Origin of the sequence: Streptomyces sp. NPDC048481, assembly GCF_043200075.1 — a bacterium.
Lineage (GTDB): Bacteria > Actinomycetota > Actinomycetes > Streptomycetales > Streptomycetaceae > Streptomyces.
On the sequence record NZ_JBICXC010000006.1, the window covers coordinates 431,024 to 457,430 of the forward strand.

22 protein-coding genes and 1 pseudogene are annotated in these 26,407 nt (G+C 73.0%); 16 read left to right on the forward strand and 7 right to left on the reverse strand.

Annotated elements, in window-relative coordinates:
- Positions 1 to 41: 41 nt before the first annotated feature.
- Positions 42 to 1,118, reverse strand: coding sequence for a rhamnogalacturonan acetylesterase (locus ACGFSH_RS21300; protein ID WP_393350829.1), 1,077 nt, complete (start codon positions 1,116 to 1,118; stop codon positions 42 to 44).
- Positions 1,119 to 1,245: 127 nt separating this feature from the next.
- On the opposite strand from ACGFSH_RS21300, the gene ACGFSH_RS21305 reads away from it, so the two are divergent.
- Positions 1,246 to 2,898 carry a rhamnogalacturonan lyase B N-terminal domain-containing protein gene (locus tag ACGFSH_RS21305; protein ID WP_393350905.1) on the forward strand — a complete coding sequence of 551 codons (1,653 nt, stop codon included), beginning with the start codon at positions 1,246 to 1,248 and terminating at the stop codon, positions 2,896 to 2,898.
- A 72-nt stretch (positions 2,899 to 2,970) separates the two neighbouring features.
- Here the strand turns inward: ACGFSH_RS21305 and ACGFSH_RS21310 are convergent, their stop codons facing one another.
- Positions 2,971 to 4,383, reverse strand: coding sequence for an RICIN domain-containing protein (locus tag ACGFSH_RS21310; RefSeq protein WP_393350831.1), 1,413 nt, complete (start codon positions 4,381 to 4,383; stop codon positions 2,971 to 2,973).
- A gap of 384 nt (positions 4,384 to 4,767) precedes the next feature.
- On the opposite strand from ACGFSH_RS21310, the gene ACGFSH_RS21315 reads away from it, so the two are divergent.
- Both ACGFSH_RS21315 and mmuM read left to right on the forward strand, forming a co-directional pair.
- Positions 4,768 to 6,972 (forward strand): autotransporter, encoded by a 2,205-nt coding sequence (locus ACGFSH_RS21315; RefSeq protein ID WP_393350907.1) that lies wholly within the window; start codon positions 4,768 to 4,770, stop codon positions 6,970 to 6,972.
- Between the two features lie 132 nt (positions 6,973 to 7,104).
- Positions 7,105 to 8,046, forward strand: a complete 942-nt coding sequence (gene mmuM, locus ACGFSH_RS21320) for a homocysteine S-methyltransferase (protein ID WP_393350833.1) — start codon at positions 7,105 to 7,107, stop codon at positions 8,044 to 8,046.
- A gap of 118 nt (positions 8,047 to 8,164) precedes the next feature.
- Here the strand turns inward: mmuM and ACGFSH_RS21325 are convergent, their stop codons facing one another.
- Positions 8,165 to 9,976, reverse strand: coding sequence for a carboxylesterase/lipase family protein (locus ACGFSH_RS21325; RefSeq protein WP_393350909.1), 1,812 nt, complete (start codon positions 9,974 to 9,976; stop codon positions 8,165 to 8,167).
- Between the two features lie 363 nt (positions 9,977 to 10,339).
- Here ACGFSH_RS21325 and ACGFSH_RS21330 point away from each other — a divergent pair, with 363 nt between their 5' ends.
- Together ACGFSH_RS21330 and ACGFSH_RS21335 are read left to right on the forward strand one after the other, a co-directional pair.
- Positions 10,340 to 11,353 (forward strand): hydroxyacid dehydrogenase, encoded by a 1,014-nt coding sequence (locus ACGFSH_RS21330; protein WP_393350836.1) that lies wholly within the window; start codon positions 10,340 to 10,342, stop codon positions 11,351 to 11,353.
- 379 nt (positions 11,354 to 11,732) lie between these two features.
- The gene (locus tag ACGFSH_RS21335; protein ID WP_393350838.1) at positions 11,733 to 12,776 is read left to right on the forward strand and encodes a LacI family DNA-binding transcriptional regulator; all 1,044 of its coding nucleotides are present in this window, start codon (positions 11,733 to 11,735) and stop codon (positions 12,774 to 12,776) included.
- 108 nt (positions 12,777 to 12,884) lie between these two features.
- Here the strand turns inward: ACGFSH_RS21335 and ACGFSH_RS21340 are convergent, their stop codons facing one another.
- Both ACGFSH_RS21340 and ACGFSH_RS21345 read right to left on the reverse strand, forming a co-directional pair.
- Positions 12,885 to 13,817, reverse strand: coding sequence for an oxaloacetate decarboxylase (locus tag ACGFSH_RS21340; RefSeq protein ID WP_393350840.1), 933 nt, complete (start codon positions 13,815 to 13,817; stop codon positions 12,885 to 12,887).
- Between the two features lie 163 nt (positions 13,818 to 13,980).
- Positions 13,981 to 14,631: a ThuA domain-containing protein gene (locus tag ACGFSH_RS21345; protein WP_393350842.1), complete on the reverse strand. Its 651-nt coding sequence runs from the start codon at positions 14,629 to 14,631 to the stop codon at positions 13,981 to 13,983.
- Positions 14,632 to 14,740: 109 nt separating this feature from the next.
- Between ACGFSH_RS21345 and ACGFSH_RS21350 the strand changes: the two genes are divergently transcribed.
- Positions 14,741 to 15,136 carry a VOC family protein gene (locus tag ACGFSH_RS21350; RefSeq protein ID WP_393350843.1) on the forward strand — a complete coding sequence of 132 codons (396 nt, stop codon included), beginning with the start codon at positions 14,741 to 14,743 and terminating at the stop codon, positions 15,134 to 15,136.
- A 72-nt stretch (positions 15,137 to 15,208) separates the two neighbouring features.
- Here ACGFSH_RS21350 and ACGFSH_RS21355 read toward each other — a convergent pair whose 3' ends face one another.
- Both ACGFSH_RS21355 and ACGFSH_RS21360 read right to left on the reverse strand, forming a co-directional pair.
- Positions 15,209 to 15,928 (reverse strand): helix-turn-helix domain-containing protein, encoded by a 720-nt coding sequence (locus ACGFSH_RS21355; RefSeq protein WP_393350845.1) that lies wholly within the window; start codon positions 15,926 to 15,928, stop codon positions 15,209 to 15,211.
- Between the two features lie 93 nt (positions 15,929 to 16,021).
- Positions 16,022 to 17,212, reverse strand: a complete 1,191-nt coding sequence (locus ACGFSH_RS21360) for a YihY/virulence factor BrkB family protein (protein WP_393350847.1) — start codon at positions 17,210 to 17,212, stop codon at positions 16,022 to 16,024.
- 123 nt (positions 17,213 to 17,335) lie between these two features.
- On the opposite strand from ACGFSH_RS21360, the gene ACGFSH_RS21365 reads away from it, so the two are divergent.
- The 10 genes and pseudogenes from ACGFSH_RS21365 to ACGFSH_RS21410 all read left to right on the forward strand — a co-directional run.
- Complete coding sequence (locus tag ACGFSH_RS21365; protein WP_393350849.1) at positions 17,336 to 18,985, forward strand: acyl-CoA dehydrogenase family protein; 1,650 nt, start codon at positions 17,336 to 17,338, stop codon at positions 18,983 to 18,985.
- A 353-nt stretch (positions 18,986 to 19,338) separates the two neighbouring features.
- Complete coding sequence (locus ACGFSH_RS21370) at positions 19,339 to 20,625, forward strand: GAF domain-containing protein (RefSeq protein ID WP_393350851.1); 1,287 nt, start codon at positions 19,339 to 19,341, stop codon at positions 20,623 to 20,625.
- Positions 20,626 to 20,781: 156 nt separating this feature from the next.
- Positions 20,782 to 22,104: a hypothetical protein gene (locus ACGFSH_RS21375; protein WP_393350853.1), complete on the forward strand. Its 1,323-nt coding sequence runs from the start codon at positions 20,782 to 20,784 to the stop codon at positions 22,102 to 22,104.
- Between the two features lie 17 nt (positions 22,105 to 22,121).
- Positions 22,122 to 22,694 carry a GNAT family N-acetyltransferase gene (locus ACGFSH_RS21380; RefSeq protein WP_393350855.1) on the forward strand — a complete coding sequence of 191 codons (573 nt, stop codon included), beginning with the start codon at positions 22,122 to 22,124 and terminating at the stop codon, positions 22,692 to 22,694.
- A gap of 151 nt (positions 22,695 to 22,845) precedes the next feature.
- A complete protein-coding gene (locus tag ACGFSH_RS21385; RefSeq protein ID WP_309486338.1) occupies positions 22,846 to 22,929 on the forward strand; it encodes a putative leader peptide in 84 nt (27 codons plus the stop codon).
- A 127-nt stretch (positions 22,930 to 23,056) separates the two neighbouring features.
- Positions 23,057 to 24,754 (forward strand): nitrite/sulfite reductase, encoded by a 1,698-nt coding sequence (locus tag ACGFSH_RS21390; RefSeq protein WP_393350857.1) that lies wholly within the window; start codon positions 23,057 to 23,059, stop codon positions 24,752 to 24,754.
- A complete protein-coding gene (locus ACGFSH_RS21395; protein WP_329414820.1) occupies positions 24,751 to 24,939 on the forward strand; it encodes a hypothetical protein in 189 nt (62 codons plus the stop codon). Before ACGFSH_RS21390 ends, ACGFSH_RS21395 begins: the two co-directional genes overlap by 4 nt.
- A complete protein-coding gene (locus ACGFSH_RS21400; protein ID WP_393350859.1) occupies positions 24,936 to 25,643 on the forward strand; it encodes a phosphoadenylyl-sulfate reductase in 708 nt (235 codons plus the stop codon). The genes ACGFSH_RS21395 and ACGFSH_RS21400 overlap by 4 nt, the downstream gene beginning before the upstream one ends.
- A 67-nt stretch (positions 25,644 to 25,710) precedes the next feature.
- Positions 25,711 to 26,247, forward strand: coding sequence for an adenylyl-sulfate kinase (cysC, locus tag ACGFSH_RS21405; protein WP_329417437.1), 537 nt, complete (start codon positions 25,711 to 25,713; stop codon positions 26,245 to 26,247).
- A pseudogene (locus ACGFSH_RS21410) lies at positions 26,244 to 26,407 on the forward strand (sulfate adenylyltransferase small subunit); the annotation flags it as partial. The gene cysC and the pseudogene ACGFSH_RS21410, both read left to right, overlap by 4 nt.

Genomic DNA, 26,407 nt, shown 5'->3' on the forward strand with positions numbered 1-26,407 from the left:
CCTGGGGGCGTCCCGGTTCCGGTCGGGGCGCCCCCAGGCGTTCATCCCACGCGCACGGCGCCCTTCGGCACCAGGTGCCGGGCTACGAGTCCGTCGCGGACCAGGCCCGCGAAGACCGTCGCGCCGTACGGGGAGGTGTGCGTGTTGTCGCGCTTCTCGTTGTAGAGGTAGAGCGCCTTGGAGCCCTCCACGCCCGCGGACTCCACCAGCGCCTTGGTCTGTGCCGTCAGGTCGATCAGCGGTACGCCCCGCGCGGCGGCGACCGAGCGGACGACCGCAGGGTGGTCGACGCCGAGTCCGTTGACCAGCAGGGCCGTCGGGTTGTTCAGTGTGCCGTCGGCATTGAACCACCGGCGCACGACGGGGGTCACCAGGACCGGCCGCCCGCCCTGCTTCCTCACCCCCGCCACCAAGGTCTCGAGGTTCGTGCGGTACGTCGTCTCGTCGGTCGTCTTGTCGTTGTGGGCGAGCTGGACCAGGACGAGGTCGCCGTGACGGATCAGCGGCCGGACCGTGTCCCACAGCTGTGGGTTCCCCAGATAGGTGACCGTACTCTCCCCGGAATCGGCGTAGTTGGCGACCGAGACGCCCTTGCGCAGGTACTGCGGCAGTTGCTGGCCCCAGCCGGTGTACGGCTCCGCGGGCTGGTCGCACACGGTGGAGTCGCCGACCAGGAAGATCCGCCGCGCGTGCCGGGCGGGAGTGACCCTGACGTCGGCCAGTGCGGGCGCGGCGCCGCCGAGCGCCAGGTCCAGTCCGGGGGCGCCGTCCGGGCCCGTCGGTTCGCCCTCGGGGGTACGGACGTCGACCGTGAAGGTGCGCGCGGTGCGGGCGCCGGCGGGGACGGCGGTCTCGGGCAGCACGGCGCGCCGGGTCTCCGCGGTGACGGCGGTGCTCGACGCGGCGGCGCCGCCGAGGACGACCCGCACGTCGTAGGAGCCGGGCGGGACGTCGAAGTGGCACGCGGTGGCGGTGCAGTGGTCGATGCCGAGGGGCGCCCGGCCGGTGTGGGCGGAGGCGGGGAGGGACGCCGGACCGGTGCGGGCGGACGCGGGGACGGACGTCGGACCGGCCGTCAGGGCCAGCGCCGCCAGTACGGCCGGGGTGAAACGTCTCACGTGCGGCTCCTCCGTTGGGGGACAGGGGGTGGCGGCAGGACGGTACCGCCTTCGGCAAGCGCTTTCTAGACCTCGACAGGTATTCCCACGATCACCGACATCGCAGGCGTGAAAGCCCTTTCGCAAAATCGATTCAACTGTCACCCTCTCAGGCACCCGCGCCGCCGGCTCGGCCGCGCTCGCCGGGCCGCTCGCCGTCCCGGCCGCCGCGGCGTCGTTCGGCTACACCGACGACGGCGCGGACTACGTCGTCGACACCGGCGCCGCGCTGGTCTTCAAGGTCAGCAAGACCACCGGCGACCTCACCTCGCTCGTCCACCGGGGCGTCGAGTACCAGGGCTACGGGGGCAAGAACTCGCACATCGAGTCGGGCCTCGGCAGCTCCACGGTGAGGATCTCCCAGTCCGGGGCGACGATCCTGGTCTCGGTCACGCACGGCACGCTCAAGCACTACTACGCGGCCCGCAGCGGTGAGAACAACGTCTACCTGTGGACCCACAAGGCCGACGCGTCCGTCTCCGCGACCCGGTACATCCTGCGGGTCGGGGCGGGCTTGTTCCTGAACGACGAGCCCGACTCGTACACCTACACGACCAGCACCGTCGAGGCCTCCGACGTCTTCGCCGAGCCGGACGGCCAGACCCGCTCCAAGCACTACTCCCGGCTGCGGGTCATGGACTACGACCACGTCGGCTGGGCGAGCGGCGGCGTCGGCCTGTGGATGGTGCGCAGCAACCACGAGAAGGCCTCCGGCGGCCCGTTCTACCGTTCCCTCCTGCGCCACCAGAGCGCCGACGGCGGCGGGTTGTACGAGATCCTCTACTACGGCCAGAACCAGACCGAGGAGCAGCGTTTCGGGCTCCAGGGCCCCTACGTGATCGCCTTCACGGACGGCGGCGCGCCGTCCTCCGCGCTCTTCTCCCGGAACCTGACCACGCCCTGGGCCGACTCGCTCGGCATCTCCGGCTACGTCGGCGCCAGCGGGCGCGGCCGGGTCGCGGGCGTCGGCATCACCGGCCGCGACCCGGCGTATCCGTACACGGTGGGCCTTGCCAACTCGGCCGCTCAGTACTGGGGTCCTGCACGCGCCTCGGACGGCTGGTTCTCGATCGCCGGGGTGCTGCCGGGGACGTACACGCTCACCGTCCACAAGAGCGAGCTGGCCGTGTACAGCACACAGGTGACCGTGTCCGCCGGCGCGACGACCACCCTGAACTCCATCGCCGTCCCGTCGTCGAACGACCCGAGCAACGCGCGCGCCGTCTGGCGCGTCAACGACTGGACGGGCACGCCGAGCGGCTTCAAGAACGCCGACCTGATGACGTACGCGCACCCCTCGGACGTACGGGCCGCTCCCTGGACCGGCAATGTCGTGATCGGCAGCGGCAGCGAGACCTCGTCCTTCCCCTGCTACCTCTGGAAGGACGTCAACAGCGGTCTGCTGGTGTACTTCCGGCTGACCGCGGCCCAGGCCGCCGCCGCGCACACATTGCGCATCGGCGTGACGACGGCCTACGCCAACGGCCGGCCGCAGGTCGTCGTCAACGACACGTGGACCTCGCCGGTCCCCTCCCCGCCCGCCCAGCCGACCACCCGGTCCCTGACGAACGGGTCCTACCGGGGGAACAACCACACGTTCACCTACAGCGTCCCGGCGAGTGCGTGGCTCACGGACACCGGCCGGTACAACGTGCTGAGGATCAACGTGGTGAGCGGTTCGGGGGCGGCCGCCTATCTCAGCGCGGGCACCGCGATCGACGCCCTCGACCTGCTGGACTGACGACGCCGTCCACAATCCCGTGAGCCCGTGAGCCCGTGACGCCGTCACGTCGTGAGCCCGTGGGCCCCGGTCTCATGTGCCGCGCGTCCATTGCTGGTTGGCGCCCCCGTTGCACGCGTACGTGATGACGGCGGCCCCGTTGGCGGTGGACGCGCCGTTCACGTCCAGGCACTTTCCGGTGGCGCGGGACGTGAGGTTCACATAGCCGCCGGACGTCACCGGCGACCACTGCTGGGCGGTGACGGCCGCGCCGCAGTCCTCCTGGGTGACGGTGCCCGCGTTCTCCTGCACGCACAGGGAGCTGTTCCTGACGACCAACTGGTAGTAGCCGCCGCCTACGGGCTTGAACCAGTACCTCTGGTTGTTGCCGCCGTTGCAGTCGTACTGCTTGATCTGGGCCCCCGCCCGCAGGGACTGGCTGGTGACGTCCGCGCACCTGCCGCTGTGCCGGGCGACGAGCGTGTTGTACACGGCGCTCGTGCCGGTGACCGTTCCCGCGGCCGTGTCGACGGTGATCTCGGGGGTCCACGACATCGACATCGAGGTCGACGTGGGGAACGCGAGCGGCAGCCAGACGTAGCGGGAGTCGTTGACGGTGCCGCCGAAGGAGTTGCCCCAGCGGTCGCCCAGGTAGAGGTAGGAGGTGCCCGAGCCGCCCTGGACGGGCAGGACGTACGCGGTCTGCGAGCCGTACGCGGTCGCGTCCCCGACGTCCTTCATGGCCGTCCAGGGGCCGGCGAGGGAGGTCGCCGTGGCGTACTGCTGCTGGTTGGGGTTCCAGCCGGTGGCGGCCGAGGTGAGCATGAAGTAGACGCCGTTGCGCTTGAACAGGGCCGGCGCCTCCCGGTGCCCGCCGTGCCAGGGGTCGGCGACCAGACTCGCGATGCCGGTGTAGTCGGCCGTCAGCCGGTAGATCTGAAGGTCGTAGTTCTCGCGTGCGGCCGAGATCATGTAGCCGGCTCCGTCGGTGTCCACGAAGACCGTGATGTCCCGGGACATGTGCTGGCCGAGCGGGCGGAAGCTGCCCTGCCAGCTGTAGTTCCCGTCGACGGTGTCCGACACGGCGACGGCCGCCCGGGCCTCGCTGTAGTCGACGCCGTTCTCCTTGTGCATCCACATCACGAACTTGCCGGTGGCGGCGTTGTACATCACCTTCGGCCGCTCGATGTTGGCGGTGGCCAGCTCCGAGGCGCTCGACCGGGTGAGGACGTGGTTGCGGAACTCCCAGTTCTTCAGGTCGGTGGAGCGGTAGGCGTCCACGTACCGGAAGGTGTTGTCGGCGTTGCGGTCCTCGCCGAACCAGTAGTAGTAGGAGCCGACTTTGAGGACGCCTCCGCCGTGGGCGTGCACCGGATCACCCGAAGTGTCGGTGAACTGGACGCCGTTGGCGATCGTCACGGGCGCCGCCTGGGCGGGTCCCGCGGTGACGAAGGCGCCGATCAGCGCCAGGCAGAGGGCCAGCAGGGCCGTGTACGCACGTCTCATCTCACGCACTCTCCTTCAGAGGGTCGCGGTGGGGGGGATGGCGGTGGGGGTGAGGGGGGTGGGGGCAGGGGGTGGCGGGTGGGGGGATCACTCGGAGGCCGCCGGCGTCCGGTCCGGCGATGCCGGGCCGCGGACGGTTCGCGGGGTAAGCGGTTGCCCCTCGAGAGAGGGGTGCGTTCGGAACTGCGAACGGCATGTGGAATGACGAACGCCGAAAAGGTAAGGGCGCGTTACGAGCAGGTCAACGGGTCCGACAGGACTTGGCAGAAAGCCCTTTCCGGAATTTTCCGGCCGGACGGTGGTTTTCCGGGGCGCGCAAAGCGGCCGCCGCGACCGAGTAGAAAGATTTCTGTTATCCGACCCGCCGTGGCGCGTCTCCCAGGTGTGCGCAGCCCTCTTCACACCTCGACCGCGGCCGCCGGCGCCCTCGCAGCCGTCGCGGCCCTCCTCGCCGTAGCCCCTCCCGCCGTCGCCGCGGGCGTCCGCGATGTCACCGCCGACGTGCTGGCCGACCGGGACGTGACGCTCGCCGGCGACTCCGCGGTGACCGTGCCCGCCGGGACGACGACGTACAGCGGCGTGTTCCGCGGCCAGGGAACGCTCACCGTCCGGGGCGGGGGGACGCTCGTGCTGAGCAAGGACAGCGACTTCACCCTGCCCGCCGCGCGCCGGCGGCAGGTGGTGCGCACGCAGGGCGGCAACCACCCGTACACCACGGTCGGCGCCCCCGACCCGCCGGCGATCACGGTGGAACGCGGGACGACCTTGCAGTACGGCGTCGGCGGGGCCACCGGGCTGATCGGGCACTTCCCCTACGACACTCCCGGCTACCGGCTCAACCAGCTGAACATCCGCGTCGACGGCACGCTCCGCCTGTCGCTGACCCGCACGTTCAACATCGGCACCATCAGCGGCTCGGGCCTGGTCACCCAGCCCCGCAACATGTGGGGCACCCTCGACCTGGCCGGCGCCCACCCGTTCTCCGGGGTCATCGACAACGGCACCGGCATGGCGGTCGGCCGGCCCGAGTACCCGGTGTCGCTGCCGCACGCCCGGGCGATCCTCAACCAGGGCTCCTGGATCATCGACACCCCGCTGCACCAGACGGTCACCCTGCGCCAGAACTTCTACCAACGGCAGTACGGCAGCGACGTCAACGTCCACACCCGGCCCGGCAGCAAGGTCGTCCTCACCGGCCAGTACAGCTACAGCGACCGGGGCGGCGACACCGCGCCCGCGCTCAGCGACCCGGGCCTCAACTGGCGTGCGATACCCCACCAGTTGAACAAGCGCGGCACGAACATCGAGGGCGCGGACGTGCGGTGGGGCGACGGCACCACGCACGACATCTTCATGCCGGGCACCCGGGACACCGTCTACATCAACCTGCACGAGGCCTCCGGACGCCGGTCGCTGCTGACGTTCGACTACGACGGGCCGGTCACGCTGGGGGCGCCGATCGGCGGCGGCAGGTACCACGACACGCTGGCCGCGCCGGGCGCGGGCGACGTCGTCATCGCGGGGACCAAGGGCAACGACGTCACCTTCGCCGCCGCGCAGTACTACGACGGCTCGACGACCGTGCAGAAGGGGGCGGTCCTGCGCCTGGGGTCGGCGCGCGGGGACGGCTCCCTCCTCACCGGGACCGACCGGCGGCGGATCGTGAACGACGGGACGCTCGTCGTGCACAACGCGAAGAAGGCGGTCTCCCTGTCCCGCGTCGGCGGCGGCGGCTCGCTCGTGCAGTCCGGGGCCGCGACGACGACCCTCACGGGATCCGCGGTGACCTACACCGGGACGACCACCGTCGAACGCGGAACCCTCGCGCTCGCCGACGGGGCGACGCTGGCCAACAGCAGGGCCGTCCGGCTGACGTCCGCTGCGGCACGGCTCGACACCGGCGGCTCGGCCCTGCGGGTGACGAGCACGCTGAGCGGCAGGGGAACCGTACGCGGCGCCGTGACGAACGAGGGCGTCGTCACCGGCGGCCTGACGGTGTCCGGCGCCTACACCCAGCGCGCCGAGGGCCAACTGGTGCTGACGTCGGCCCCCTTGAAGGTGTCGGGCAAGGTCACCCTGGCCGGCGGCCTCGACCTGTCCGGCGCACGGACCGCCCCCACGGGGACCGGTTCCGGCGCCCCGTCGGGCAGCGCCGCCGCCCCAGGGCGCACCGCGGCCGCTCCCGGCAAGGCCTCCGGAACGGCGGGCCGCGACCCGCTGCCCGCCGTCACCGTCCTGGAGCACGCCGGAGGCACACCCGTGAGCGGCACCTTCGACGGCCTGCGCGAGGGAGCCGAGGTGAGACTCCACGACACCGTCTACCGGATCACCTACAGGGGCGGCGACGGCAACGACGTCGTCCTGACGGCGACGGCCGCGACCCCGCCGGCGGCCGGGGACGGGCGGGGGCCGCAGGGAGCGGTGACGGCCGAGGCGCACGGCGCCGGCGCGGGCGGTTCCTCAGCGTTCGGATGGTGGCCGTACGTCCTGTCGGCCGGACTGCTCGGGGCGCTGCTGGTCCCGAAGACCAGGCGCTCACGGAGCGCACCGCGCGGCAGGGGCGGCCGGCACTCCGCACCGAGGCGGTAGACCCGGCGGACCGAAGCCGCGCGCCGGCCCCCGGCCGCGCGGCCCCCGCCCCTGTCCGTCCATCATGTGGTCGTGCTGCTCACGCACTGGACACATCGGGCTGTGCCCCGCCCGTTCGACTAGCGTCGTGGCATGACCAGCGACACCCCCTCCCCCCTCGCCGAGACCTCCCTCGCCGCGGCGCTCACCGCCGCGACCGTCGTCCTCGACGGCGGCATGTCGAACCAGCTGGAGTCCGCCGGGCACGACCTGAGCGACGAGCTGTGGTCGGCACGGCTGCTCGCCGAACAGCCCGAAGCCGTCGTCGAGGCGCATCTCGCCTACTTCGAGGCCGGCGCGGACGTGGCGATCACCTCCAGTTACCAGGCCACGTTCGAGGGTTTCGCGAAGCGCGGCATCGACCGCGACGAGGCGGCCCGGCTGCTCACGCTGAGCGTGGAACTGGCCCGGGAGGCGGCCCGGCGGGCAGTGGACGGCGGGGTCACGCGTCCGCTGTGGGTGGCCGCGTCGGTCGGACCGTACGGCGCGATGCTCGCGGACGGCTCCGAGTACCGGGGACGCTACGGCCTGAGCGTCCAGGAACTGGAGCGTTTCCACCGCCCCCGTCTCGAGGTGCTGGCCGGCGCCGCGCCCGACGTGTTCGCGCTGGAGACGGTTCCCGACACCGACGAGGCCGAGGCCCTGCTGCGCGCGGTGCGCGGACTCGGCGTGCCGGCCTGGCTCTCGTACTCGATCGCCGCAGACCGCACACGCGCGGGGCAGCCGCTGGAGGAGGCGTTCGCCCTGGCGGCCGACGCGGACGAGGTGATCGCGGTCGGTGTGAACTGCTGCGCGCCCGAGGACGTCGACGCCGCCGTGGCGACCGCGGCCCGGGTGACGGGCAAGCCCGTCGTCGTCTACCCGAACAGCGGCGAAGCCTGGGACGCAAAGGCCCGGGCCTGGAACGGCCGCTCCTCCTTCCTTCCGGAACAGGTGCTGGGCTGGCGGGAGTCGGGGGCCCGCCTCATCGGCGGCTGCTGCCGCGTCGGCCCCGGCGCGATCGCGTCGATCGCCGAGACGTTGTCCGCCGCGTAGACCGGCCGGGCGCAGCGGGCGCTCCACGACGTCACTCCGGCGAAGGCGCGCCGCCCGCCGACGGCCGACTCCGCCGGGCGGCCGGTTTCCGCACCGGGCGGCCGCCCGCCCCGTACGCTCAGCGTCCTCGTATGCCTCCGGCCCGGCGCAGTCGGCGCACCGCCGATCTCAGCTCCGCGCGGCGTGCGGCCTTCCCGGGCGCCGGGTCCCGCGTCGGCGTCGCCTCGACGGGCCCCTCCGGGGCCGGTGCTTGCGTCTCGGCCGCCGTCCACAGCGCCAGCTCACGGTCCCGCAGCCCGTACGCGGTGTAGGCGACGGCTTCCCCGGTGGCCGGGAGGTCGCCGCGCCCGGTGCGTGGGCCGCCGGCCGGCTCCCCGGCGCCCTCGCCCACCGCCTCACCACCCCCGTCGGCCGCCGTCGCGCCCCCGCCGTCGGTCTCGCGCGCCACCGCGTCGAACACGCCGAGCCCTTCCCGCACCCCGCCGGCCACGCCCACACCCGCGTCACCGGTCCCGCCGATCTCACGCACGCCCGTCACGCCCGCCTCACGGGTCTCGCCGAAGACGCGCACCGGATGCGTGGCGTCCCAGGCCTCCCAGCCCGGGCTGCCCGTGCGCACGAACCGGGTCCACGCCTCGTGCATCGTGTCGGCGAGCGCCTGCGGCGCTCCGTCGCCGGCGAGCTTCGCGGACTCGGGCGTCTCTCCGGTGTCGAAGACGAAGCCGAGTTCCAGCGCATGGCAGGCGCCGAGTCCGGGGCGCAGCGAGGGCCAGGCGAACTCGTACACGTAGGACGTCCCGGGCCGGGCGTCGGCGAGTTGCCGCAGCGGCAGCCGCAGCAGTTTGTCGGTGACCATCTGGCCGACGAGTTCGGCGGTGCCCGCCTCCGGGCGCAGGGCTCGGTAGCCGCGGGGCACCTCAGGGCCGCAGTGGCAGCGGGCCATGGCTCCGGCGAGAGCGACGGGACCCATCCGGTCGACGCGCTCCACCAGGCCGCCCGGCGCGAGCCAGAGCCGGTACTCGTCGCGGGTCCAGCCCACGAGCAGGTCGGCGCCGCGGGCCGCGTCTGCGTCGACGAGGGCCCGCAGGGGGTCGCGCGGGACGAGGTCGCCGTCGACCACGATGCCGAAGGCGGGGCCGCCCAGTACCGGGCTGCTCAGCCTGCCGACCTCGGCCTGGGTTCGCAGCAGCAGGTCGCGGTCGACGCCGGCGAAGGCCTCGGCGGTGGCGGGGATCTTCAGCCGGTTGGCCATGCGGCGCACCATGCGCCGCACCTTGTCCCGCTCGAAGGCCTCCGGGGGGCCGCTCTGGAGGACGGCCCGCCGGAAGAGTCCCTGGGCCTGCGGAGCGGCGATCAGTGCGCCCACGCTGATGGCGCCTGCCGACTGGCCGGCCAGCGTGACGCGGCCGGGGTCGCCGCCGAAGGCCCCGATCGCCCGGTGGACCCATTCCAGGGCGGCGAGCTGATCGCGCAGCCCGGGGTTGGCGGGGGCGTCGGGGAAGAGTCCGTAGCCCTCGACGCCGAGCCGGTAGTTGATCGACACGAAGACGATGCCGTCGCGGGCGAACCTCCCTCCGTCGTACACCGGAACCGCCGAAGAGCCCCTGGTCAGGGCGCCGCCGTGCAGCCATACGAGCACGGGCAGGCGGGCGCTCGGGGAGGGGTCCGGCGTCCAGACGTTGAGGTTGAGGCAGTCGTCGCCCGCGATGACGGGGTCGGACAGGTACCGGGCGAAGGCCTCGGAGTACGGGGGTTTCGGCGGCGTCGGTCCGAAGTCCCCCGCGTCGCGCGTGCCGTCCCAGCGCTCGGGCGGGACGGGCGGCCTGAACCGGAGCGGCCCGAAGGGCGGCGCCGCGTAGGGGATCCCCCGGAAGGCGGCGACGCCGTTCTCTTCTCGCCCGCGGACGGCCCCGTAGGGGGTCCGGACCACGGGACGGGCGGACGACGCCCCGAAGGCGTCGTCCACAGGGTTCGTCCGGTCTGCCGCCACCTGCTCACCAGCCCTTCGCCGCGCTCTCACGCACCGGTAACAACAGAGCACCACACCCACGCCGGGTATTCCGGCGCTCGCCCCCGCGGGAGGGCTGTTCGGGTTCATCGGCACACGGGGCGTGCGGGCCGCGACCGCGACGGCGGCAGGTCACGGCCGCCACGGCCACGACCTGCTCGACCCGAACCCGCCCCCACCCGACCGATTGACCGTGGCCGCGGCGCGGACTTACGGTGGGAGCGAGTCGCAGAAAGCGCTTCCTACGGCGCTTCCCCCGCAGTTTCCAGGCATCCCGGGAGAGACATGCCCAGCGCCTCCTTGCCGAGGGCCGTGTTCGCCATGGATCCGGTGCACCTGCCCCTGCTGTTCCCGGAGCCGCTCATGGCCCGGCTGCGCCGCACGGCCGAGATCGACACCGCGCTCGTCGTCGACGACCTCTCCGACCCGGCGGCCGCGGCGGCCCTGGCCGGCGCGGAGGTCCTGATCACCGGCTGGGGCTGCCCCCGTCTCGACGAGGACGCCGCCGCCGCGGCCCCCCGGCTGCGCGCGGTGCTCCACGCCGCGGGCTCGGTGCGCTCACTGGTCGGCGAGGCGCTGTGGGAGCGGGGGGTGGCCGTCTCCAGCGCGGTCACCGGCAACGCCGTCCCGGTGGCCGAGTACACCCTCGCGATGATCCTGCTGGCCGGGAAGGACGCCTTCGCCCACCGCGAGCGGTTCCGCCGCACCCACGCCCAGCCGACCCCCGCCGAGACCGCCGGCACGGGCAATCTCGGCCGCGTGGTCGGCGTCATCGGCGCGTCGCGGGTGGGCCGGCGGCTGCTGGAACTGCTGCGCCCCTTCGACTTCGACGTCCTCCTCCACGACCCCTACGTGGACGAGGCCGAGGCCGCCGGACTCGGCGCGAGGGCGGTCTCCCTGGAGGATCTCCTGCGGCACAGCGACATCGTCAGCCTGCACGCGCCGGACATCCCCGAGACCCGTCACCTGCTCGACCGCGCCCGCCTCGCCCTCGTGCGCGACGGCGGCATGCTCGTCAACACGTCCCGGGGCGCCCTGGTGGACCACGTCGCCCTCACCGACGAGCTGGTCGCGGGCCGGCTGCACGCGGTGCTGGACGTCACCGACCCGGAGCCGCTGCCGGCCGACTCCCCGCTCTACGACCTGCCGAACGTCTTCCTGACCCCGCACATCGCCGGATCCCTCGGCAACGAGCTGGAGCGGCTCGGCCGCATCGTCGTGGAGGAGCTGGAACGGCTGGCCGACGGGCTGCCCCTCGCCCACGAGGTCCGCCACGCCGACCTCGCGAAGGTGGCCTGAACCTCGCGGCGGCCACCCGACCGCCCACCCCGCGCGACGCCCGGCACAAGCTCACGCTCACCGGAGCCTTTGCCGGGCCACCGCACACCACCGCCTCCACAGCCCGCGCGCACGCCACCCGTCCCCCGCCCCGGCCGCCGCCCCGCCCCGGCCCGGTCGTCCGGGCCCCGTCCGCACCCCTTCCGGCCGCCGTTCCCGGCCGTGCGGGCCGCCGGGCCGGCGGTTCATGATCCCGCGTCACCGCGCGTCTTCCCGCCCGCACTGGGGCACACCTAGGATAGCAAGCGCTTTCTGCGGGCGGTCGGGCTCCGGCGCCGGCCCCTCGCAGCACTGGTCGAACTTTCGCTGGCCCTCGGGCGGGCCGGAGAGGTGGTTCCCGATGGTGCGCACGGCGGGTGCGGGCGCGACGGCCGGGCCGACCCTGGCGGTCGTGGCCCGAGAGGCGGGAGTGTCCGTCCCGACCGCCTCCAAGGTGGTCAACGGGCGCGAGGACGTGGCTCCCGAGACGCGGCGCCGGGTCACGGAGGCGCTGAACCGGCTCGGCTACGTGCGCAGACCCCGGTTCGACGCGTCCAGGCCGCCCCGGCAGGTGGATCTCGTCGTGCACGCGCTGGACAGTTCCCGGTCGGGCGCGGTCCTGCGCGGCGTCGAGGAGGCGGCGTACGAGGCCGGTCTGGATCTGGTCGTCTCCGCCGCGCTCTCCCGCACCCGCGCCGGGCACCCGCAACGGGGCTGGCTGGACCGGCTGGCCGTGCGCGGTTCGGCCGGAGTCCTGTTCGACGTAGCGGAGTTGACGCAGTCCCAGTACACGTGGCTGGCGCAGCACCGCATCCCGTTCGTGATGATCGACCCGGTCCTGGAGCCCCCGGCCGGGGTGATGTCCGTGGGCGCGGCGAACTGGCAGGGCGGGGTGACGGCGACGGAACATCTGCTGGCCCTCGGGCACGAACGCATCGCGGTGATCGCCGGTCCGAGGCGCAGGATGTGCAGCGGCGCCCGCGTGGCCGGTTACCGCTCCGCCCTCGCCTCGGCGGGCGTCGCACAGGACCCCGGGTACCTGCGCGACGGCGGCTTCGACGAGACCCTCGCGTGCCGGCGCATGCGCGAGCTGCTGGACCTGCCCGCGCCGCCGACGGCCGTGTTCGTCTGCTCCGACCGCATGGCCCTGGGCGTCTACCGTGCCCTGGCGGAGCGGGGGTTGCGGATACCGGACGACATCAGCGTGGTCGGCTTCGACGACCTGCCCGAGTCCCGCTGGACCACCCCCGCTCTGACCACGGTCCGTCAGCCGCTGGCGGAGACGGCGGCCACGGCGCTGCGCACGCTGGTGCGGATGATGGACGGGGAGCGGCCGGAGGGCACGCGCACCGAGCTGTCCACGCGGCTGGTGCAGCGCTCCAGCACGGCGCCGCCGCGGACCTGACGCCCCGCGGACGCTCCCCTGCTGCGCGTCCCCTTCCGGCCTCCCCCTCGCCTCTCACTCCGCTCTCGCTCTCCTTTCACCACCGGCGCGGGAGAGCGCACCGGCGGGTCACGGGTGCGCCGTCACCGCTGCCTCCGGTTCCTGCGCCGTACGCCCGGCCGCCGCCTCCTGCCGCGGGGCGGGGCCGGGATGCGCCGCCGCCGGGCGGCGGTGCGCGATGTTGCCCTCCAGGAGGCGGGTCGCGGTCGCCACTCCGACCCCGTTCGCCGCGTCCGGCGCGGGCAGCCGCCCGTCCGTGCGCTTGAGGTCCGCGAGGGCCGAATGCATCGCCTCGTGCGCGGCGAACAGACAGGGGGTGCTGTAGATCGCCACGTCCACGCCGAGGTCGGACAGTTCGCCGAGGGAGAGGCGGGGCGACTTGCCGCCGGCGATCTGGTTGAACAGCAGCGGCTTGCCGCCGGTCACGGCGCGGATCCGGCGGATCCACTCCACGCTGCGGACGCCGTCGACCAGGACGACGTCCGCGTCGGTGGCGGCGAGCGCCTCGGCGCGGCGCAGGATGTCCTTCTCGTCGGTGGCGTCCGTGCGGGCGACGACGACCAGGTCCGCCCGGGTCGCCAGCACCATGTCCAGCTTGGCGAGGTACTCGTGCAGCGGCAGCACCTGCTTGCCGTCCGCGTGTCCGCAGCGGCGCGGCCGTTTCTGGTCCTCCAGGACGACGCCGGAGGCGCCGATGCGTTCCAGCCCCTCCACCACGTGACAGGCGACCTCGGGGTCGACGTAGCCGTCGTCGATGTCCACGAGCAGGTCGTGCCGCGGGAACGCGCCCCGCAGCCGCTGGACGAACGCCATCATGTCCGGCCAGGCGATGAAGCCGATGTCGGGCAGCCCGTAGTAGGAGGCCGCGAATCCGAACCCGGAGACGAACATCCCGTCGTAGTGCTGTGCCGCGATCGACGCCGAGTACATGTCGTACACGCCGATCAGCGGATGCGTCCCGGGGCCGGCGATACGCTCCCGCAGCTTGGTCCCGTAGGTCACGGCAGTGCTCCTCCTGGATGTCCCCTTGCGGAACCTCTTTCCGCAAGGGCGTCTCGGAACAGGCTTCCGGGACAGAGGATCCCGACGCTCTCGCGGACACCGTCCGCCGTGCGGCCCCGGTCACCCCGATGGCGCAAGCGGTTCACCGGAGAAACGTCACTTGTCACCGCTCGACGCCGGCCGCCCACCGCAGCCCGCCCCGCAGGTGGGCGAGGAAGCGGGGGTCCCGGTAGGCGTCGGCGGCGTGCCCGAGCGCCGTGTAGAAGACGCGTCCCCGTCCCTGGTCACGGCACCACACCAGCGGATGGTCGGCCCCCATCCCCCCGCCTTCGTACGACGACTCGTCGGCGACGGCCAGGACGCGTACCCGCTCGCGCGGATTGCTCCGGAAGTCGTACCACTCGTCGGTGAGGCTCCAGACGGGCGGCAGCGGGCGGGTCGCGGGGTGCTCGTGGTCCTCGACGACCGCCCTGCCCGGCTGGTACTCGGGGTGGCGGGCGAACCGCGCGCCCAGGAGCTCGCCGTAGTACGGCCAGTCGTCCTCGGTGCAGGCCGCCGCGTGCACCCCGGCGAAGCCGCCGCCGGCCTCGACGTATCCGGCGAGCCGCTCCCGTCCGGCCGGGGTCAGCACCTCGCCGCTGGTCGACAGGAAGACGACGGCCGCGTACCCGTCGAGGGGGGCTTCGAGGGCCGCGGGCTCCTCGGTGTGGTCGACGGCGAACCCCTCCAGGGCCCGTACGGCGGCGACGGCGGCCGGGATGGAGTCGTGGCGGTAGTCGGCGGTGCGGGTGTACACGAGCAGCCGAGCGGTCATGCAGCCCGACCCTATGGGGACAGGGATCCGCCGCCCAGTGCTCCGCGGACGGCACGACGTGTCCGTTTCCTTCAAGCCCGCGCACCCCGGTCCTGCCTACCGTGGCCCCATGAACGCACGATTCGATGCCATCGGCCTGGTCGTCTCCGACATGGCCGCCGCCGTCTCCTTCTATCGCAGGCTCGGGTTCGCCTTTCCCGAGGGCGCCGAGCGGGAACCGCACACGGAGGCCGGGCTTCCCGGCGGGCTGCGGCTGCTGCTCGACACCGAGGACACCGTCCGCTCGTTCCATCCCCGCTGGCAGCGCCCGTCCGGCGGCGGCCGCGCCTCTCTCGTGCTGCGCTGCGACTCGCCCGCCGACGTCGACACGGTCTACGCGGACCTGGTGGGCGCCGGCCACCACGGCGAGCTGAAGCCGTTCGACGCCTTCTGGGGCCAGCGGTACGCCGTCGTGCACGACCCGGACGGCAACGGCGTCGACCTGTTCGCGCCGCTGCCCGGATAGCGGGACCGCGCGAGTGCTCCCTCACAAGGCGCGTAAGCCGGCCCGGTCACGCGCCCGGCCGCCGGTGTTCCGTCACGGCGATCCGTGCGGGCGACCGTCCGGACCGCGCCGCCCTTGCCGGCTCAGCAGTTCTCCCAGCGTGCGACCGGTGAACTCCCGGACGTCGCGTGACAGGTGGGCCTGGTCCGCGTAGCCGGATGCCACCGCCGCCCGCGCGTACGGCACGCCCGACCGGGCCAGTGCGAGAGCCCTTTGCAGCCGCAGGATCCGGGCCAGCGTCTTGGGGCCGTAACCGAAGGCGGCCAGGGAGCGGCGGTGCAACTGGCGGGCGCCGAACCCGAGTTCGTCCGCCGTCGACGCCACGGAGCGGCCCGCGGCGAGGGCCGAGACCAGTGTGCGCAGATCGGTGCCGGGCGGCTGGGCACGCTCCAGGGCCAGCGCCTCCAGAGCGGACGCGGGATGCGGTGCGGCGGCGATCCGGCCGCTCAGGCGCCGCACCTCGCGCGCCGGCCACAGCTCCGCCAGCGGCACCCGGCGGTCGAGCAGTTCACGGGCGGGCACGCCGAGGAGCGCGGGCGCCGTTCCGGGATAGAGGCGCACGCCCGACCAGCGGGCGGCGGGGCCTTCGGGGAGGTGGGCCCGCGTGTCCGGTCCCGCGACGAGCAGCTCGTCCTCGTTCCACAGCAGGTCCATGCAGCCGTCGGGCAGCACGGGGAGCGCGTCGGCCCGGGACGACGGAGTGTGCGTCCACACGACGGCCCCGCTCAGCCGGGAGGCCCGCTCCTGGTACACGCGTGCCAGGTTACGCCCGCGGGCGGCAGGGCCACGGTGCCGCGGCCTCCGGCCCGACCGCGTGCGTCCTGAGGTCCACAAATCCTCGCAAGGTCACTTCTCCGGGGGCCCGTCCTCTTCCTCTCCCCCGTCCGCGCCGTTGACGCCGTTCGCCTTCGAGGAGTTCTTCACGTGGGCGCGGAAGCGTCCCGTCACGTCCTCCGGCGGGAGGAAGCGCGACCACCTCTCCGGGAACTCGGACGGCATGTCGGGATCGTCCGGGTCGTCGTCCTCGTGGGTGTGGACCGCGGCCATGCGCGCGACGTACTCCGCGGCCTCCTCCTGGCGCAGCCGCTCGTTGGCGGCGCGGGCGGCGGCCGTCGCGGCGGCCGGCCAGACCCGGTCGATGGCCGCGTTGACGGCGGCCCCCACCAGCACGGCGAAGGCGGACACGCCGATCCACAGCAGGACGGCGACGGCGGCCGCGAGGGAGCCGTAGATGGTGGCGCCCTCGATCGTGCTGGTCAGGTAGATCCGCAGCAGGAAGCTGCCCAGCACCCACATGGCGAGGGCGACGAGCGCGCCGGGGACGTCCTCGATCCACGGGGAGCGCACGGGCACGGAGACGTGGTAGAGCGTGGTCAGGAACGCCACCGACAGCACGATCACCACCGGCCAGTACAGGACCTGCACGACGGTCGTCGACCACGGCACGATCCGCACCACCGCGTCGGGTCCCGCGACCATCAGCGGCAGCGCGACCGAGCCGATCAGCAGGGCGGCGACGAACAGCAGGAACGCCACCAGCCGCGTCTTGACGATGCCGCGCACGCCGTCCAGGCCGTACATCACGGTGATGGTGTCGATGAAGACGTTCACCGCGCGCGATCCGGACCACAGGGCGAACAGGAAGCCTATGGAGATGACGTCGGGGCGGCCGCCCTTCAGCACGTCGTCGAGGATCGGCTGGGCGATCTGCCGCACGCCCTTGTCGGACAGCACCGTGCGGGAGGCCTCGATGAGGTTGGTCTCCAGGCTGGTGATGGTGTCGGTGCCGGTCCAGTCGTCGACGTAGCCGAGCAGGCCGATGAGGCTGAGCAGCAGCGGAGGCACGGACAGCAGGGTGAAGAAGGCGGCCTCGGCGGCGAGCCCCAGGATGCGGTACTCGACGCAGGAGTTGACGGTGTCCTTCAACAGCAGCCAGGCGGTCCGCCGCTTGGAGACGTTCCGGTACAGGGCGCGCGCCCGGTGGAGACGCCCGGCGGGGCTCCCGGGTTGCTCGGGTGACTGACTTGCTGGCTGCACGCCCTAAAGGTATCCGCCGTTCGGGGTCGCACTCACCTCCGGCGAGGCGGCTTCACCGGGTCGGGGAGCCCGGCGCGGGCTCCGGGCGGCCATGACCGCCGTACCCGGGGGTAGGTTCGGACCATGGCAGGCAGCACGCACACCGTGACCAACCAGCCCCCGCCCCTGACCGGCTACGACGTGTACGGCTCCGACCGGGCGCTCGTGGCGGCCGTGGAACGGCACCTGGATCCGCGTTCGGCCGACGAGGCGCACGGGGAGTTGTCGGCCCTCGGCCGGGCGGCCGGATCCGCTCAGGTGCAGGAGTGGGCGGCGCAGGCCGACCGGAATCCGCCGGAACTGCGCACGCACGACCGCCACGGTCACCGCATCGACGAGGTCGACTTCCATCCGGCCTGGCACCGGCTGCTCGGCAAGGGGGTCGGGGCCCGTCTCACGGCCGCCTGGGACCGTCCGGGCGGGCATGTGCGGCGGGCGGCCGGGTTCCTGGTGTGGACGCAGGTCGACGCGGGCACCTGCTGTCCGCTGTCGATGACCCATGCCGCGGTGCCCGCGCTGCGCGCCGACCCGGAGCTGGCCGCCGAGTGGGAGCCCCGGCTGACGTCGGCGATCTACGACCGTGAGCTGCGGCCGGCCCGTCTGAAGGCCGGTGCGCTGTTCGGAATGGGGATGACGGAGAAGCAGGGCGGCAGCGACGTCCGGGCGAACACGACGGTCGCCACCGCGCTCGCCGAGGAGGGGACGTACGAGCTGACCGGGCACAAGTGGTTCTGCTCGGCCCCGATGTCGGACGGGTTCCTCGTGCTGGCGCAGGCCGGGTCCGCGCGGGGCGGCGGCGGGCTCACGTGCTTCCTGGTCCCGCGGGTGCTGGAGGACGGCGCCCGCAACGTCTTCCGGCTCCAGCGGCTCAAGGACAAGCTGGGCAACCGGTCCAACGCCTCCGCCGAGGTCGAGTTCGACGGGACGTGGGCGCGGCGGGTCGGCGAGGAGGGGCGCGGGGTGCGCACCATCATCGACATGGTCGCGGCGACCCGGGTGGACTGCGTGCTCGGATCGGCCGGGCTGATGCGGCAGGCGGTGGCGCAGGCGATCCACCACTGCACCCACCGTGAGGCGTTCGGCGGGAAGCTGGTCGACAAGCCGCTGATGCGCAACGTGCTGGCCGATCTGGCGGTGGAGTCGGAGGCGGCGACGGTCCTCGGGCTGCGGCTGGCGGCTGCCTACGACGACGGCGGCGAGCAGGAGCGGGCGCTGCTGCGGATCGCGGTGCCGGCGGCCAAGTACTGGGTGACCAAGCGGTGCGCGCCCGTGGTGGTCGAGGCGTCGGAGTGCCTGGGAGGCAACGGGTACGTCGAGGAGTCGGGGATGCCCCGGCTGGTGCGCGAGTCGCCGCTGAACTCGGTGTGGGAGGGCGCGGGCAACGTCCAGGCGCTGGACGTGCTGCGGGCCCTGCAACGGGAGCCGCAGGCGCTGCACGCCTATCTGCGGGAGGTGGCTCTGGCACGCGGGGCCGATCACCGGCTGGACGCGGCGATCAAGGCCCTGCTGACCGACCTGGCCGATCTGGACGGCGCCGAGGGGCGGGCCCGGCGGCTGGCGGAGCGGTTCGCACTGGTGCTCCAGGGTGCGCTGCTCGTGCGGTTCGCGCCGCCGCAGGTCGCCGACGCGTTCTGCGCCTCGCGGCTGGGCGGGGACGGCGGCGCGGCCTTCGGGACGCTGCCGCACACGCTGGACCTGGCGTCGGTCGTCGAACGGGCCGCGCCCCGGCCGTGACGGCCCCCGGCCGCTGAGGCCCCCGCACTGACCTGCTCGAACGTGCGGAACGCCGACGGAAGCAGGAAGCGGGGGTGGTGCTGCGCCGACACGGCACCACCCCCGCCGCGATGGCCCTGCGAGGCCAGAATCGCCGCTCGGGACGACGTGGCTCAAGTTTCAAACAGTTGCGGGACGTCCACCAGGGTTGCAGGGGGTTGCAACTTGTCGGGGGTTGTCGACCGGACTGGGCCCGTCCGGCGCGCGCGGGCGGCAAGATGGGGGCCTTCAGCGGAGACCGGAAACCGTCGGCGCGCGCTCGTGACATCCGGTCGTCGGCCTGCGTGCCCCCGGGAGGCCCAGTGGTGATGCCGATGAACGTGCCGCAGCTCGCGGCCGTCGACGCCGCGCGGGCGGCACGGATGCTCAACGAGGTGCGCGACGCCCGGCTGTCCGGCCGGCCGCCGCGCGTGGCGCCGCGCCCGGTGATCGAGCAGTCCTGGGAGCGCATGCTGCGCAGCGGGGTCGACCCGGAACACGATTTCCGCTCCGGCCTGCTCAGCTCCGACGAGGTGCGGCGACGGCGCGAGGAGTCGCCGTTGCGGGAGGTGCTGCCGGTGCTGCGGGAAGGGCTGCTGTCGGTCGCCGACGTGGCCCACCACATCATGGTCGTCGCCGACGAGGAGGGCCGGGTGCTGTGGCGGGAGGGCTGCAACCCGGTGCTGCGCAAGGCCGACGGGCTCGGCTTCGAACTGGGCGCGGACTGGGGCGAGGCGGTGGTCGGCACCAACGGCGTGGGCACGCCGGCGGTGGTGCGCCGGCCGGTGCAGGTATTCGCCGCCGAGCACTTCGTGCGCTCGCACACGGCCTGGACCTGTGCGGGCGCCCCGATCACCGATCCGCGCAACGGCCGGCTGCTCGGGGTGGTCGACGTCAGCGGTCCGCTGGAGACGATGCACCCGGCCACGCTCGCCTGGGTCGACTCGGTGGCCAAGCTCGCCGAGGCCAGGCTGCGCGAGAGGCATCTGGGGGCGCTGGAGCGGCTGCGCGCGGTGGCGGCGCCGGTGCTGGCCCGGCTCGGCGGCCGGGCGGCGGCGGTGGACGCGGACGGCTGGACGGCGGCGGTGACCGGGATGCCGTACACGAGCCGGATCGCGCTGCCCAAGTCGCCGTCGCCGGGCCGCCGGTGGCTGCCGGTGTTCGGGGCGTGCTCGGTCGAGCCGCTGGCCGGCGGGTGGCTGGTGCGGTCGGTGGACGAGGCCGCCGAGCCGGCGCCGCGCGACGCGACGCGGATCGTGCTGGACCTGGCCCGGCCCGGGCGCTGGTCGCTGACGGTGTCGGGGAACGCGGGTTCGTGGTCGCGGGAACTCAGTCCCCGGCACGCCGAGTTGCTGTACCTGCTGGCCGCGCACCACGAGGGCCGCAGCGCGTCGGGACTGGCGGAGGACCTGTTCGGCGACCCGGCCCGGACGGTGACGGTGCGGGCCGAGATGTCCCGGGTGCGGCGGTATCTGGGCGGATACCTGGACCACCGGCCGTATCGTTTCTGCGAAGGTGCCGAGGTGGAGGTGCTGCTTCCGGCCGACCCGCGGGGCCTGTTGCCCCATTCGACCGCGCCCGCGGTGGTGCGCGACCGCATGTCGGCGCCGGGGCGGCGATGACGCGCCGCCGCTCCTTCGATGACGTCTTCCGCATATTTGCGCGGTCTTCGTCCCCCGGCCCGGTCCACTGCCGTAGCATCCTCTACGGGTCACCCCACCTGCTCCTCGGTCAACGTACGGATCATCAGGCGCAGTTGGCCCGCTCCGGGAGGACGAATGAGACATCGCGGCCGACATCGCCGGCGTAGGCGGGGCAGGGCACTGCGGGCGTTCCTGTCGGGAACGGCCCTCGCGCTGACCGCCGCCGCCACCATCGTCAGCGTCTCCCAGGCGACGATCACCCACGACGGGCCGGGACGCCTGAAGCCGATCGCCTCGTCGGCCGGGACCGCGGGCCTTCGGCTGACGGAAGACCTGGTGCCGCGGGCCGCTCTCGACCGGCTCGCCGCGGGAATGGGCCGACCGGTCGGTGTCGGGGCGGTGCTGGGGGCCGCCGACCGCACCCTGCGGGACGCGGCCGACTGCTCGCCCGCCGAACGCGGGGCCCTGCCGGTCTCCCCCACGGCCACCCGCGCGTACTGCTGGAACACGGACGACACGCGGGGATGGCGGCCGGGCGCGGTCACCACGTCGGGGGACGCGGACGACGACGGCGTCTGGGGCACGAACCGGGTGATCCTCTCCGGCTGGTCGCGCAGCGAGGGGACGACGTCCGGCCAGGGGCTGGCGCGCGTCGGCTTCGTGAACGCGGGCGACCCGAAGCACCTCTCCTACACCTGGGCGCTGCTCGCCGTCCCGGTCGACGGCGGGCGGGACTACCGGGGGCTGGTCTCCCACGTCTCCGGGATGGTCTGGTACCAGGACAAGCTGCTGGTCACCGCCGACGACGGGGACCGGGCCGCGCTCTACGTCTACGACATGAACCGCGTCCAGCGCGCCACGGTGGCCGGGGACGCGGTCGGCCGGGTGCCGGGCGGCTGGTCGGCCCACGGCTGCCGCTTCGTGCTGCCGGCCATCGGCTCCTACCGGCTGGACGGCGGTTCCGGCGCGCCGCGCCCGGCGACGGTCGCCCTGGACCGCAGCACCGCGCCGGACAGCCTGGTCGCCGGCGAATGGACCCTGGGCGACGGTGACCGGGGAGCCCGGCTGTGGCGCTACCCCTTCAGCACCGCCTCCGGTCACGCGGGGCTGCTCGCGACGGACACGGCCGGGCGAGTGCGCGCCTCGCAGGCGTACGAGACGAAGCTGACCGGCGTGCGGGGCGTGCTGGCCTACCGCGACCAGTGGTACGTGACGCGCGCCGCCGGTCCACGCGACCGCCACGGGACGCTGTGGCGCCAGACCGCGGACGCCGGCGAGGAGGGCGACAAGGGGAGCGGCTCCGGCGCCGCCGTGTGCGGATCGGCGAAGACGCACAACTGCTGGAGCCCGCAGACCGAGTCCCTCTCCTACTGGCAGGCGACCGGCGAGGTCTGGACGCAGTCGGGCCGAGCGCTGTTCGCGCTGCCGCTGGCCTCGATCGACAGAACGACGGAGTAGATGATTCCCTGACGGGCATGGCCAACATCCCCGTGACCACCTGGTCCCTGGAGCAGACGGACCCGACGGACCTCCTCCCGGCCGCCGCGCCCGAGGGCGACGTGCGGATCGTCCGCTCCGGGGTCCCCTCCCCCGAGTTCAGCCGTTTCCTGTACGCGTCCGTCGGGGGGGACATCCGCTGGATCGACCGGCTGGGCTGGACGTACGCGCAGTGGCAGGAGCACCTGGCGCGGCCGGGAGTGGAGACGTGGGTCGCCCAGGACCGGGGCACGCCGGCCGGGTACGTCGAGCTGGAACCGCAAGGCGACGGCGTCGTGGAGATCGTCTACTTCGGGCTGCTCCCGGCCTTCCGCGGGCGGCGGATCGGCGGTCGCCTGCTGTCGTACGGCGCCGCGCGGGCGTGGGACCTCGCGGAGCGCTGGCCCGGACTGCCGCAGACCAAGCGGGTGTGGCTGCACACGTGCAGCCTGGACGGCGAGCACGCGATGGACAACTACCTGCGGCGCGGCTTCAAGCTGTTCGACACCAAGGTCGAGGAGCAGCCCGAGGTGCCCGCGCCGGGTCCGTGGCCAGGGGCGTTCCCGGCCTGAACGGCCGCCCCTTAGCGGTTGTGACCTGCGCGGACAAGAGGACGCGCGGTCCATGTGATCGAGGACACCCTTGTCTCGTAGATCGAGACAAGGGTGTCCGCATCGCGGACGAAGCTGGACTGTGTCCAGATCGCCGTGACACGCTTTCGCCATGTCCGGAACTGGAATCGCCTTGGTGAGTCGGCGACACGTCGATCTCGGCCGCATGTCCAGCGCCATCTGTCCGGCGAGCTGACGAGCCGCAGCACCGCCGACTTCTCCGCAAGAGCCTCCTGCCTGCGCAACGATGCGCAAGGCTTTCCCGTGCGCCCGTACGCGCAGGTCAGAGCCGCTTCCCGCCTGTCTTGAAGGACGTATCACCCATGGCCGCCACCCCGCAGAACCCTGCCGCCGCGACTCCCCGCCGCAAGGTGAGCCGTCACCGCGGCGAGGGCCAGTGGGCCGCGGGGCACTTCACACCGCTCAACGGGAACGAACAGGTCAAGAAGGACGACGACGGTCTCAACGTGCGGACACGCATTGAGACGATCTACTCCAAGCGCGGCTTCGACTCGATCGACCCCAGCGACCTGCGCGGCCGGATGCGCTGGTGGGGCCTCTACACCCAGCGCAAGCCCGGGATCGACGGCGGCAAGACCGCGATCCTGGAGCCGGAGGAGCTGGACGACAAGTTCTTCATGCTGCGCGTGCGCATCGACGGCGGGCGGCTGACCACCGAGCAGCTGCGCGTGATCGGCGAGATCTCGCAGGAGTTCGCGCGCGGCACAGCCGACATCACCGACCGGCAGAACGTCCAGTACCACTGGATCCGCATCGAGGACGTGCCGGAGATCTGGAACCGCCTGGAGGCGGTCGGCCTGTCCACCACCGAGGCCTGCGGTGACACGCCCCGCACCATCCTCGGTTCGCCCGTCGCCGGCATCGCCGAGGACGAGATCGTCGACGGCACGCCGGCCGTCGAGGAGATCCACCGCCGCGTCATCGGCAACCCCGCCTTCTCGAACCTGCCCCGCAAGTTCAAGACCGCGGTCTCCGGCTCCCCGCTGCTGGACGTGGCGCACGAGATCAACGACGTCGCCTTCGTCGGTGTGCACCACCCCGAGCACGGCCCCGGCTTCGACGTCTGGGTGGGCGGCGGCCTGTCCACCAACCCCAAGATCGGCGTCCGGCTCGGCGCCTGGGTTCCGGTCGACGAGGTCGCGGACGTCCACGAGGGCGTCGTCTCGATCTTCCGCGACTACGGCTACCGGCGGCTGCGCAACCGCGCCCGTCTGAAGTTCCTGGTCGCCGACTGGGGACCGGAGAAGTTCCGGCAGGTACTGGAGGACGAGTACCTGCAGCGCGCGCTGGTCGACGGCCCCGCCCCGGAGCAGCCGGTCGAGCGGTGGCGCGACCACGTCGGCGTGCACCGCCAGAAGGACGGCCGCTACTACGTCGGCTTCGCACCGCGCGTCGGCCGGGTGGACGGCGCCACCCTGACGAAGATCGCCGAGCTGGCCGAGGCGCACGGCTCGGGACGGGTGCGCACCACAGTCGAGCAGAAGATGATCGTCCTCGACGTCGCGCAGGAGCAGGTCGACTCGCTGGTCGAGGCGCTGGAGGCGCTGGACCTCACCACCCGGCCCTCCACCTTCCGGCGCGGCACCATGGCGTGCACCGGCATCGAGTACTGCAAGCTCGCCATCGTCGAGACCAAGCAGCGCGGTTCCGCGCTCATCGACGAACTGGAGCGCCGCCTCCCGGAGTTCGACGAACCGCTCACCATCAACATCAACGGCTGCCCGAACGCCTGCGCCCGTATCCAGGTCGCGGACATCGGTCTCAAGGGCCAGCTGGTCCTGGACGACCAGGGCCGCCAGGTCGAGGGCTACCAGGTGCACCTGGGCGGCGCGCTCGGACTGGAGGCCGGGTTCGGCCGCAAGGTCCGGGGCCTGAAGGTCACCTCCGACGAGCTGCCGGACTACGTGGAGCGCGTGCTGAAGCGGTTCCAGGACGAGCGCGAGGACGGCGAGCGCTTCGCCGCCTGGGCCGCGCGCGCCGACGAGGAGGCCCTCTCATGAGCGAGCGCGCAGCCCCCTTCTACTGCCCCTACTGCGGCGACGAGGACCTCCGGCCGAGCGAAGCCCCGGCGGGCGGACACGGCGCCTGGGAATGCGCGGCCTGCAACCGCGCCTTCCAGCTGAAGTTCCTCGGGCTGCTCGCCCGGGGCGTTCAGCGCACCGACACGGGAGGGGACGGGATATGACGACCGCTCAGGAAAGCCGCACGACGGACGAGTTGAAGGAACTGGCCGAGCAGGCGGGCCGCGACCTGGAGGACGCCTCCGCGCTGGAGATCCTCCAGTGGGCGGTGGACACCTTCGGCGCCCGGTTCTGCGTGACGTCCTCGATGGAGGACGCCGTGGTGGCGCACCTCGCGTCCCGGGTCCGCAAGGGCGTCGACGTCGTCTTCCTCGACACCGGCTACCACTTCCCCGAGACCATCGGCACCCGCGACGCGGTGGAGGCCGTGATGGACGTCAACGTCATCACCCTCACCCCGCGCCACAGCGTCGCCGAGCAGGACGCCCGGTACGGGCCCCGGCTCCACGACCGCGACCCCGACCTGTGCTGCAAGCTGCGCAAGGTGCAGCCGCTGGAGGAAGGGCTCAAGGACTACCAGGCATGGGCCACCGGCCTGCGCCGCGACGAGTCGGCGACCCGGGCGAACACCCCGGTCGTCGGCTGGGACGAGAAGCGGCAGAAGGTCAAGATCTCGCCCATCGCCCGCTGGACCCAGGACGACGTGGACGCCTACGTCACCGAGCACGGCGTGCTGACCAACCCCCTGCTGATGGACGGCTACACCTCCGTCGGGTGCGCCCCCTGCACCCGCCGCGTCCTGGAAGGCGAGGACGCGCGCGCCGGACGCTGGGCGGGGCGGGCGAAGACCGAGTGCGGACTGCACTGACCCCATGGCCACGAACCCCGCGAACACCCCCGTCCCCACCCCCACTTCTACGAACCGGGAGAACCACGTGACGACCGGAGCCACCGTCTGGCTCACGGGTCTGCCGAGCGCCGGCAAGACCACCATCGCGTACGAGCTGGCCGGCCGGCTGCGCGAGGAGGGCCACCTCGTCGAGGTGCTCGACGGCGACGAGATCCGCGAGTTCATCTCCGCGGGCCTCGGCTTCAGCCGCGAGGACCGGCACGTCAACGTGCAGCGCATCGGCTTCCTGGCCGAACTGCTCGCCCGCAACGGCGTGAAGGCGCTGGTGCCGGTGATCGCCCCCTACGCCGACAGCCGCGAGGCGGTGCGCAAGCGCCACCAGGAGAGCGGGACCGCCTACCTGGAGGTGCATGTGGCGACCCCCGTCGAGGTGTGCTCGGTACGTGACGTGAAGGGCCTGTACGCCAAGCAGGCGGCGGGCGAGCTGACCGGCCTCACCGGGGTCGACGACCCCTACGAGGCTCCCGAGCAGCCCGACCTTCGGATCGACTCCCAGGAGCAGACCGTGCAGGAGTCCGCGGCGTCGGTGTACGCCCTGCTCAGCGAGAGGGGACTGGCATGACGACGACCGTCGCCCAGACCGGGGAGGGTACGGTCAGCCCGTACGCCCTGAGCCACCTGGACTCGCTGGAGTCGGAGGCGGTGCACATCTTCCGTGAGGTGGCGGGGGAGTTCGAGCGGCCGGTGGTGCTGTTCTCCGGTGGCAAGGATTCCATCGTGAT